Source organism: Sphaerochaeta sp., assembly GCF_050178175.1.
Classification (GTDB): domain Bacteria; phylum Spirochaetota; class Spirochaetia; order Sphaerochaetales; family Sphaerochaetaceae; genus Sphaerochaeta.
Genome location: NZ_JBFXGH010000083.1, coordinates 1 through 9476 on the forward strand (window position 1 = coordinate 1; position 9476 = coordinate 9476).

At 48.1% G+C, this 9476-nt stretch carries 11 protein-coding genes and 1 tRNA gene; 9 read left to right on the forward strand and 3 right to left on the reverse strand.

The annotated features are described in order from the left end of the window. Together AB7S66_RS09125 and AB7S66_RS09130 are read left to right on the forward strand one after the other, a co-directional pair. On the forward strand, positions 1 to 1013 hold a 1013-nt coding region (locus AB7S66_RS09125; RefSeq protein ID WP_428519274.1), incomplete at its 5' end, for an FAD-dependent oxidoreductase. Positions 1014 to 1088: 75 nt separating this feature from the next. After that, complete coding sequence (locus tag AB7S66_RS09130; RefSeq protein ID WP_428519276.1) at positions 1089 to 1601, forward strand: PTS sugar transporter subunit IIA; 513 nt, start codon at positions 1089 to 1091, stop codon at positions 1599 to 1601. Here the strand turns inward: AB7S66_RS09130 and AB7S66_RS09135 are convergent. The 3 genes from AB7S66_RS09135 to AB7S66_RS09145 are packed head-to-tail and all read right to left on the reverse strand — an operon-like array spanning position 1578 to position 3587. After that, a complete protein-coding gene (locus tag AB7S66_RS09135; RefSeq protein WP_428519278.1) occupies positions 1578 to 2126 on the reverse strand; it encodes a 5-formyltetrahydrofolate cyclo-ligase in 549 nt (182 codons plus the stop codon). The two genes, AB7S66_RS09130 and AB7S66_RS09135, sit on opposite strands and share 24 nt — an antisense overlap. Positions 2127 to 2133: 7 nt before the next feature. Continuing rightward, positions 2134 to 2841 (reverse strand): energy-coupling factor transporter transmembrane component T family protein, encoded by a 708-nt coding sequence (locus tag AB7S66_RS09140; protein ID WP_428519280.1) that lies wholly within the window; start codon positions 2839 to 2841, stop codon positions 2134 to 2136. Then, entirely contained in the window at positions 2826 to 3587 is a 762-nt protein-coding gene (locus AB7S66_RS09145; RefSeq protein WP_428519282.1) for an energy-coupling factor ABC transporter ATP-binding protein, read from the reverse strand. The genes AB7S66_RS09140 and AB7S66_RS09145 overlap by 16 nt, the downstream gene beginning before the upstream one ends. A gap of 107 nt (positions 3588 to 3694) precedes the next feature. Here AB7S66_RS09145 and AB7S66_RS09150 point away from each other — a divergent pair. The 7 genes from AB7S66_RS09150 to AB7S66_RS09180 form a co-directional block, all read left to right on the forward strand. After that, a tRNA-Phe gene (locus AB7S66_RS09150) sits at positions 3695 to 3767 on the forward strand. Between the two features lie 557 nt (positions 3768 to 4324). Beyond that, the gene (locus AB7S66_RS09155; RefSeq protein WP_428519284.1) at positions 4325 to 5899 is read left to right on the forward strand and encodes an ATP-binding cassette domain-containing protein; all 1575 of its coding nucleotides are present in this window, start codon (positions 4325 to 4327) and stop codon (positions 5897 to 5899) included. A gap of 123 nt (positions 5900 to 6022) precedes the next feature. Next, positions 6023 to 6373 carry a hypothetical protein gene (locus AB7S66_RS09160; protein WP_428519286.1) on the forward strand — a complete coding sequence of 117 codons (351 nt, stop codon included), beginning with the start codon at positions 6023 to 6025 and terminating at the stop codon, positions 6371 to 6373. A 3-nt stretch (positions 6374 to 6376) separates the two neighbouring features. Then, positions 6377 to 7078 (forward strand): Crp/Fnr family transcriptional regulator, encoded by a 702-nt coding sequence (locus tag AB7S66_RS09165; protein WP_428519288.1) that lies wholly within the window; start codon positions 6377 to 6379, stop codon positions 7076 to 7078. Positions 7079 to 7148: 70 nt separating this feature from the next. Then, on the forward strand, positions 7149 to 7835 hold the full coding sequence (locus AB7S66_RS09170) for a DUF542 domain-containing protein (RefSeq protein WP_198892549.1): 687 nt from the start codon (positions 7149 to 7151) through the stop codon (positions 7833 to 7835). Further along, a complete protein-coding gene (locus AB7S66_RS09175) occupies positions 7832 to 9019 on the forward strand; it encodes a flavodoxin domain-containing protein (protein ID WP_198892550.1) in 1188 nt (395 codons plus the stop codon). Before AB7S66_RS09170 ends, AB7S66_RS09175 begins: the two co-directional genes overlap by 4 nt. A 53-nt stretch (positions 9020 to 9072) precedes the next feature. Continuing rightward, on the forward strand, positions 9073 to 9476 hold a 404-nt coding region (locus AB7S66_RS09180), incomplete at its 3' end, for a DNA-processing protein DprA (RefSeq protein ID WP_428519290.1).

Sequence of the window (9476 nt, forward strand, 5' to 3'; positions counted from 1 at the left end):
TTGAGAGGGTTCCTCCCATCAAGCCTGATAGTGGACGTAAGGTTGCTGTTGTAGGGTCTGGTCCTGCAAGTATCTCAGCTGCAGCCGATCTACGCAGGGAAGGCCACTCTGTAGTGATGTTTGAGGCCCTGCACAAGGCTGGGGGAGTATTGGTCTATGGTATTCCTGAGTTCCGTCTTCCCAAGAAGATTGTGGAACATGAATTGCAGAATCTCAAGGATATGGGAGTTGAAATCAGGACCAACTACCTGGTAGGGAAGACACGAAAAATTACCGACCTGATGGAGAAGGATGGTTTTGATGCCGTATTTGTCGGATCGGGGGCAGGACTTCCCAAGTTCCTCGGTATCGAGGGAGAGAATTATGTAGGGGTATTCTCAGCAAATGAGTACCTGACCCGGAGCAACCTGATGAAGGCATATGCTGCAGGGAAGTCACGGACCCCTCTCTACCATTCCAGGAAGGTTGCTGTCTTTGGTGGCGGTAATGTGGCGATGGATGCTGCAAGGACTGCAAAGCGGCTTGGTGCAGAGGAAGTAGTCATCATCTACCGCCGTACAGAGATGGAAATGCCTGCCCGCCGTGAGGAAGTGAATCACGCAAAGGAAGAGGGCGTCAAATTCCTGTTCCTTCATTCGCCCGTGAAGATTACCGCTGATGAGAAGGGAAGGGTCAACGGTGTTGAGCTGATCACCTGCGAGCTGGGAGAGCCTGACGCTTCCGGTCGTCGCCGTCCTGTGGAGATTCCAGGCAGTGAGAAAATCTTTGACTTCGATACAGCCATTATTGCCATTGGGAATGACAGCAATCCTCTCATCAAGGCGACTACTGATGGTATTGAGGTTAATCGAAGGGGTAACTTCATCGTAAACGAGGAGACCTGTGAGACCACGCTTAGGGGGGTCTACGCAGGTGGTGATATCGTCCTTGGCGCTGCAACGGTTATCCTTGCCATGGGGCAGGGAAGAAAGGCCGCGAAGGCAATGAATGCCTATCTAAAGGATCTGGCATAAGGATGACTGGGGGCGGGTCTGGTTTACCGGTTTCGCTCCCTTGATATCCTTACTTTCTTTGTGTATAGTTACCCAGTGGATATTCCCAATGATTGCCAATCGGTGATCTGTCAGCTTACGTCGAAAGATAAGACCCAGGCCATCCTGGAAGTGATAGATTCCTGTTCAGTGTTCACGTCTCTCCCTGACCTCGAGCGTTTCAAGCGCGGGGTGCTTCGTCGTGAGCATATTCAGTCAACGGGTATTGGACACGGGGTTGCTGTTGCCCATGGAAAGATTCTCGGTATCAATGAAGTCCACATTGCATTGGGCATCAGCAAAGAGGGCATAGAGTACGGGAGCAGTGATGGGATGCCCGTCCATCTCCTGTTTGTGATTGCCTCTTCCCCTTCCATCCAGATGAAGTACCTCGGTGCCTTAAGTTCCATTCTGAGGGGAGTGCGTACCGAGCAGATGCGAGAACACCTTCTGAATCTGCAGCAAAGCAAGAGTGATGAGGCTTGCCTGCGGTTCCTTTCCATGATGGCTAACCAGGAGTTTGTCTGGTTCTGCCAACGGCCCAGCCTAGAAGAAGGTCCCCCCACATAATAGTCCATTGACCTCAATGTCCCATTGATCAGTTGGGATGTTCTTAAGAAGTTGATGCCTACGGCAGATGCCGAGTGTGAATGATTCCCTGTACGCCAGTAGAAACCGATCGTAGTAGCCTTTGCCTCTTCCAAGGCGTTTTCTCTGGTGGGTGAAGGCAACTCCAGGAACCAGGATAAGGGTGTCGGTGGAAGGAATTACAGTGTTCCCCTCTAGCGGCTCAGTAATTCCCAGACTTCCTGTATGTAGTTGATCCAGCCCCAATACTTCCTGAAAGCTCATGGTGCCATCAGGTCTGCAAAGTGGTAAGGCAAGATGCTTGTGTGCTATTGCATCATGCAGAACGACTCTGATATCAACCTCAGAGGGAAGGGGAAAGAAACCAAAGACCCAAGAGGCCTCCTTATAAAGTGTACTGGAGAGTAATGCAGAGCAACTCAGGAGGTCTTCCCCAGTGAAATCTGTTCCTCGCAAGGTTTTTTCTCGGGATAGCAACTGTGCCCTCAAGCTCTCTTTGTCTCGCATGGGATTATTATACCACGAAGCTGGCGGGAGTGATCAGCATAATCAGTATACAGAGCAGTACATCATTCTTCCCATAGCGAAGGCGGGTACGCGGCATGTCCGGGTCGTAGTTTCTTGCTTCAAGGGCAAGTGAAAGGTCCTCTGCCTTATCCAGCAACAAGAGAAAGATACTGGTGGAGAGTCCTATGATGGTTCTGTAAGGATTCCTTCTGATTTCCAGTCTTGCTTTTCTCGCGGTATTCGCTTCAAGGGAGGCATCGAATATCATGGGAAGCAGAGAGAGCGTGAGTTCAATACTGCTTGCTATTCTCCATCCATTGATGAAGGGGACCTTGTCCAATAGACTCCCCAGTGACCTGGCTAGGTCATCTGGGGCGGTACTGTCTGCAATAAGGATGCCTGAGAGTATGATGGTGCTGAACCGGAAGAATGCAGAGGCTGTGCGTATCCAGTCGTTGCTGGAAACATACTCCATGATGGTGATCAGGGCCAGGAGGACCAAGAAGAACCTGAGCTCTCTCTGGTACTGCCTAAGCGGCAAGTGTTGGGAAATGCCAGCGATCATCAAGGTAGAGAAAATAATCAGAATGCCCCACAGTGAGATATAGATCAGGGCAAGGCAGAGGACGATGACAGAGAGAAACTTGGTCATCGGGTTGCAGTGGTTGAGAAAGCTATCTTGTTTACGGTAGTGAAAGATCAGTGCTTCAGCCATGTCAGGTCCTCAACATTACTTGTTTTCGGAACATACATGCCATGGTCTTCGAGGTGTTCAAAAACAGAGTGTTTTGTCCCTTGTACAGCAACCATTCCTGCTTCCAGAACAAGTACCTGGTCAGCATGTGCAAGGACCTTGTCGATTTCATGGCTGACGATGATGATCGTGTGTCCGCTTTGCTGCAATGCAAGCAGTGTTTCCAATACACTTACTGCAGAGCGGTAGTCGAGGTTGGCAAACGGCTCATCAAGAATGATCAGTTTCGGGTCCATGACCAAAATACCAGCTATCGAGAGTTTTCTCTTTTCCCCTCCACTGAGCGTACGAGGACGCTGGTCTCTCTGGTTCTGGAGGTTCATCAGGGCAAGCACCTCATCCAGTCTTCTCTGTTGTTCATTTTCATCCAAAGAGAGGTTTTCCATACCGAAACGGATATCCTTCTCCACCGTCTGCCCTACTATCTGGGTATCAGCATCCTGAAACACCAAACCAATGGAGTGAAGTCTTTTTTTCGGATTCTTTGTTACATCCTCTCCCGAGAGGTAGATTGATCCACCGCTAGGTTTCAGTAAACCCTTAAGACAACGCAGAAGGATGCTTTTTCCAGCACCATTTGGCCCACTGATAAGCGTGAAGCTTCCTTGGTTGACTGAGAAGCTTATGTCCCCAAGAATTTGCTTGTCCTTGGAAAAGGAGAAGCTCAAATGTTCGACTGAAAGCAGTACCGGTTGTGTGGTGTTCATGACAACCAGACTGTAACAGATGGGGGTTGTTTGGGCAAGATTCCCCTGTTTTTCCCAAAAGGTGTTGACAAGTGTGAGAGAATTAGGGTATACAAGATGACGTTGACGCCGCTTTAGCTCAGTTGGTAGAGCAAAGGACTGAAAATCCTTGTGTCCTCAGTTCAATTCTGAGAGGCGGCAAAACAGAGAGCTCCCTGTCCTATACGGATGGGGAGTTTTGCTTTTGGTGGAAACCATTCGCTGAATGTAGCGCTAGCGTAATCATCTTGAATGAGCTTACGGAATTTGGGGTTCCTGCAGGAGCATCTGAACAGATGAAGAGAGGAATCCCCGACCGCTTGCTAGTAGTGCTCAGATGCTCAGCCGGTCAGTTTCCTCTCTTCACTTACAAGTATGCTCATAATGTTATAGAGAGACAACCAGCATTACAAAGAGTAAATAGCGTAAGTAATTACAATACAATATTATAATAAGTGTATATCATGATAGGGAAACACATTTCTTCACAGAGTATGCCAACAGATGCAAATGAACCAGCATTGCTAATCCTTCTGTAGTCTGGTATAAACAGATAGAAATACTACAAACCATGGAGCGCCTTACAGCAATGAAGAACTAATCGAATCACACAAGTAGAACACTCACAACACAAATGAGGGGTTCGGTGTATTCGATTGGTATAGTTATGTTAGCTCCACCGGAAATATGCCCGTACCCCGATAAGGGAGACCAAATTCATGGGCAAGACAACGATTCATTTATCATCATTGCGATTTCAATATCCACAAGCAACACTACCTCTTTTTGAGTACATCGATCTGACCTTTGCTGTCGGCTGGACCGCGATTCTTGGAGCAAATGGGGCTGGTAAAAGTACCCTGCTACAACTTGCAAGCGGAATTCTGAAACCAGAGAAAGGAACAGTTATCCGTCCCGACCATACTACGTACGTAGCACAGAGGACCGATGATCCTCCTTCAAACTTCGAGACCTTTACTGGAGCCTATGACAGGGAAGCCTGCAGGCTCCATGGTCTGTTGCAGATTGATCGAGACTGGTTCTATCGCTGGGAAACGCTGAGCCATGGAGAAAGGAAACGTGCCCAGATCGGTTGTGCCCTCTACGAGGAGCCGGAAGCCATTACCATTGACGAGCCAACCAACCATCTGGACGAGGAGGCGATCAGGATGGTCGGTGATGCTCTGGAAAGCTTCAAGGGTATCGGGATCCTGGTCAGTCATGACCGCGCTCTCTCAGACAGGCTCTGCACCAATACGGTCATTGTCCATGCTCCCTATGTTAGGGTACTGCACTGTAGACCCTCAGTAGCATTACAGGAGTCAAGCAGGATTTCTGAATCCTCACAACAAACACTCCAAAACGCGCGGAAGCAGGTATCACGAATCACTACAGAGCTGAAGCGAAGAAGCCAGATAGCCAGCGTTCAGGACAGCAGAAAGTCAAAACGGAATATCGATGCCAAGGATCATGATGCAAAAGCAAAGATTGATGGGGCTCGGCTCTCTGGTGCAGACGGGAAAGCAGGTAGGCTGAAAGCTCAGATGGAAACAAGGGCAGTGCACTTGCACTCCTCGCTGCAGGAAATTCAGGGCGGTCTTGTCGAGGCCAACAAGTTGGATCTGCAAGGACCCGTCTCGGGCATTACCATCGGGAGTAATCCCCTGAAGCGAGACCTGATCGTCCGTATTCCTACGGGCAGTTTACCCTTGGGACCTGAGAGAAAGCTCTTCTTTGATTTGCTAGAGATTGGTCCTTTGGACCGTGTTGCCATCACGGGGAAGAATGGAAGTGGCAAGTCCACTTTTATGCAGTATCTACGCTCCTTGATTTCAGCACAGGGAATACAGGTAGCCTATGTTCCTCAAGAGCAAGAACTCTCTGCATGCGAACAAGCCTTGCAGGATCTGCATGTCATGGATCCTACAACCAAGGGACGTGTTCTCTCCAGCCTCACAAGACTTGGAAGCGACCCTGCTCTTATCCGCTCATCGGTTCTGGCAAGCCCCGGAGAGGCGAAGAAACTTCTGCTCAGCCTACTTTTCGAGGAACCTATCTCAGTGCTTTTACTTGATGAACCCACAAACCACCTAGACCTTCCATCTCGCCTAGCCTTACAGAAGGCTCTCTGTGATTGGGAAGGATCATTGGTATGTATCAGTCATGATGCGGCATTCCTGCACGCAGTATGTAGTGAGAGGTGGCATATAGAAGCAGAGAGTGAAGACATCTTCAGGCTACAGAGTGTATCGTTTGAGGATGTTAAAGATGAGGGATTAATGGAAAAATATTGATGTTTGGGTATTTAGTTACAGAAAAACTATGGAATGATGTTTGGTCTCAAATATTTCATACCCTCTTATTCGTTTTGCTTTTTAGCCCAACCTTCAGTATCATAGGGGTAGGAGGAACAACACATGCATGATTTACAGGCAACCTATGAAAGCTTGGGACCGGATGCAAGTGAAGCCCAGATTGAAAAGACCGCACAGGACTTGGAACGTCGGAATTACATGCCCCCCTTGATCTTGGATGTACAGGATTTTTACCATCTGACCAAGAAGAGGATGGTTGAGGAGTATCATCGGGTGATGGCCCTCCCTTCCCAGAGTGCAGAATTGAAGGCTGTGGTGGGAATTGAAGATCCCGAAGAAGTCAAAAAGAAACACCTTACGGTATTGCTCCATCAATATGAACTGCTGAGGGGACTGCGCTTAGGTGATGGAGACGCCTGGGCTACCGTCAACGAACTGTACGAGGACGACTAAATCTTGGAAACAACACACCAGTGCAGCTTTTGTGCAAACGGGAGTGAACCGTGTTTGCATCATATACCCATTTTCCAGAATCTGGAGAATGAGCAAATCCAGGAAGTGCAACGCTTGATCCGACAGATTGAGCTTGTCCCTGGATCTGTCCTCTTTCGTGAAGGTGATAGAGCGGACAGTCTCTACCTAGTCAGGAAGGGATCGCTGAAATTGGTTCGCTATGGCAGTGATGGTTCAGAGTATATTCTTGATACGCTCTTTCCTGGGGATTTTTATGGAGGTGATCAGCTCTTCCTTTCCAGCGTGGCCAGGGAGACGGGAGTAGCAGCAGAGCCCCTCGGTATCTGTATGATCAAGGCGGAAGAACTTCAGCATCTGATCCTTCAGAAACCTGAGATCGCCCTGAAATCCATGACCTACCTGAATGCCAAGCTTGACCAGTATCGCCTGCAAGTTGAGATGCTCTCCACCTCTGATATACAGAAACGTATCTGCATGTATTTGTTTGAGCGGTATCGGAAAACCGGAAGTACCACACTGCATCTTACCCAGGATGACATTGGCAGTGCACTTCATCTGACCAAGGAGACAGTAAACCGAAAGCTGTCCTCCCTGAAAGATGAAGGGATTCTCCGTGTGGAGGGGAAAGGGAAACTCAAGATTCTTGATATGGCAAAATTGGAAGCAATTTCCTTTGAAAGTTGATTTGAATCATAGTTGAGTACTCAATGCTTCTGTACACTGTGACTGAAACCAAGAAACAAGGAGTCACAAAATGCAGAACATCAAACTTTCAGAACTGGTTAAACATAATCCCTCTACTACCATTTTCCTCAATGAACACCATATCGACTACTGTTGTGGAGGTGACCATTTCCTGTACGAATCACTCGAGGAGCAAGGGTATGAAATCAAGTCCACGCTCAAGAAGCTGGAATCCTTTATTGCAGAGCAAGATGAAAAACACAGCAAGGTGATTGCTGGGGATATATATACAATGGGATTGAGTGAACTCATCTCTCATCTATTGGCAACACACCATAAGGATGAAAGAGCATTGCTCTCATCCATCGATGGAAATCTACTTACCTTGCTTTCAGCCCATTATCCAAGACACAAGGATGAACTGCGAGAAGTTTATACCCTCTTCAGTACCCTTCGTACTGAACTCATGCTACACTTTGTGCAAGAGGAAGAGGAAGTGTTCCCCCTGATGCAGAGCGAGGCTACAAAAGAAGCCTATGATAAGGTTGTCTCGCTGGAGTCGGAGCATGAGGCAGCTGGTGATTTGATCAAGAGCTTGATCAAGGCAACAAATGATTTCACCGCTCCCTCTGATGGGTGTGCAACCTATCGGGCAACATACTCGCTGCTTAAGCAGTTGGTGGAGGATATATTCTTGCACATCTATAAAGAGAACAGCATCCTATTTCCAAAGTATGCAGAAGGAGTAAATGCATGAAGCGACTGGTAAAGAACAATGTCTCTTGGATTGGTAAGATTGATTGGGAGTTGCAGAAATTCCATGGTGATGATTATTCAGTAAATCATGGATCCAGCCAGAACGCATACCTCATTGAAGAGGAGAAGACCGTTCTCATCGATACCATCTGGAAACCCTATGACAAACAGTTCCGGGAAAATCTCGAGAAAGAGATCAACCTGGAGAAGCTTGACTTCATTGTTGTCAATCATGGGGAAGTCGATCATAGTGGAGCGCTTCCGTATCTCATGGAAAAAGTGCCCAACCTCCCGATTTACTGTACAGCCAATGCAGTCAAGTCCCTTGTCGGGCAGTATCACCACCCTGAGTGGAATTACCAAGTGGTAAAAACAGGTGACAGCCTGGATATCGGTAACGGAAAGCAGTTGGTATTTGTTGAGATGAGGATGTTGCATTGGCCTGACAGCATGGCAACCTATTTGACCGGTGATAATATTCTCTTCTCGAATGACGCCTTCGGGCAGCACTATGCGGTTGAGGAACTCTTCAATGACAAGGCTGACCAGTGTTTGCTCTGGACTGAAGCAATGAAGTATTATGCGAATATACTCAACCCATTCTCGCCTCTGGTAAAACGAAAGATTGAAGAGATTGTGGCTTTGAACCTCCCTATCGATATCATAGCACCAAGCCATGGCGCCATCTGGCGCGATAACCCGATGCAAATCGTCAACGCATATGCTGCTTGGGCTGACTCCTATCAGGAGAACCAGATCACCATTGTCTATGACACTATGTGGGACGGCACGAAACAGCTTGCGCATGCCTTGGCTGGAGAGATCCAGGCTCTGGATGGGGATACCGTAGTGAAAGTGTTCAGCATCAGCCAGACAGACAAGAATGATATCATGACTGAGGTGTTTAAATCGAAGGCAATAGCCTTGGGTTCTCCCACTGTCGGTAAGTCGATACTCTCCTCAGTCGGTGGTTGGCTTCACTTCCTCTCTGAGTTGCAGTTCAAGAAAAAAAGCGCTGCGGTGTTTGGTTGTTATGGCTGGAGCGGAGAAGGGGTAGGTATCCTACGTGAGGAACTTTCAAAGGCAGGCTTCTCTGTTGTGGAACCTGAGATGAAGGTCAATTGGAACCCAACTGAAGAACACCTTTCAGGGATGAGGGATATCGCTGAAGCTCTTTGCAGGTAAAGCCAGTTTTTCGCTCGATTGCCCAAACAGGACAACAGTGGTAGAGTCAAGGCATGGATGCAACAGCAGTCAGGGCCCTGCATTATGAAACACTCGTGAGAGCCTGCGGTGGAGCAGAATCAAAAGCAGGGGAAGCCTTTTCATGGGCTTCCTCTCGCATTGATGTGACTGATCCACTCCCTTTGCATATCAAAGAGTATGCCTCCTTCCTGGCAACGGAAGAGAGCAAAATCAGTGAAGCCTACTATCATTGTCGGCCATTCTTTGAGGAGATGGGTGATAAAGTATTGGTTATTGATGAACAAAGTCCTTTCTGGCCTTCCCAGGTATATACCTTTGCCTATGCTCCGCGTTTTCTCTATGTGCAGGGAAATATATCCCTGTTGAAGGCTCCTTCGGTCTCTGTCATCGGGACCCGGTCGCCCTCTCTTGAAGGGAAAAAATTGGCCTTACAGAC

Coding starts and splice junctions, on each gene's coding strand:
- AB7S66_RS09135 (WP_428519278.1), bottom strand. CDS start 2,126: ATGCGAGACAAAGAGAGCTTGAGGGCACAGTTGCTATCCCGAGAAAAA.
- AB7S66_RS09140 (WP_428519280.1), bottom strand. CDS start 2,841: ATGGCTGAAGCACTGATCTTTCACTACCGTAAACAAGATAGCTTTCTC.
- AB7S66_RS09145 (WP_428519282.1), bottom strand. CDS start 3,587: ATGAACACCACACAACCGGTACTGCTTTCAGTCGAACATTTGAGCTTC.
- AB7S66_RS09155 (WP_428519284.1), top strand. CDS start 4,325: ATGGGCAAGACAACGATTCATTTATCATCATTGCGATTTCAATATCCA.
- AB7S66_RS09160 (WP_428519286.1), top strand. CDS start 6,023: ATGCATGATTTACAGGCAACCTATGAAAGCTTGGGACCGGATGCAAGT.
- AB7S66_RS09170 (WP_198892549.1), top strand. CDS start 7,149: ATGCAGAACATCAAACTTTCAGAACTGGTTAAACATAATCCCTCTACT.
- AB7S66_RS09175 (WP_198892550.1), top strand. CDS start 7,832: ATGAAGCGACTGGTAAAGAACAATGTCTCTTGGATTGGTAAGATTGAT.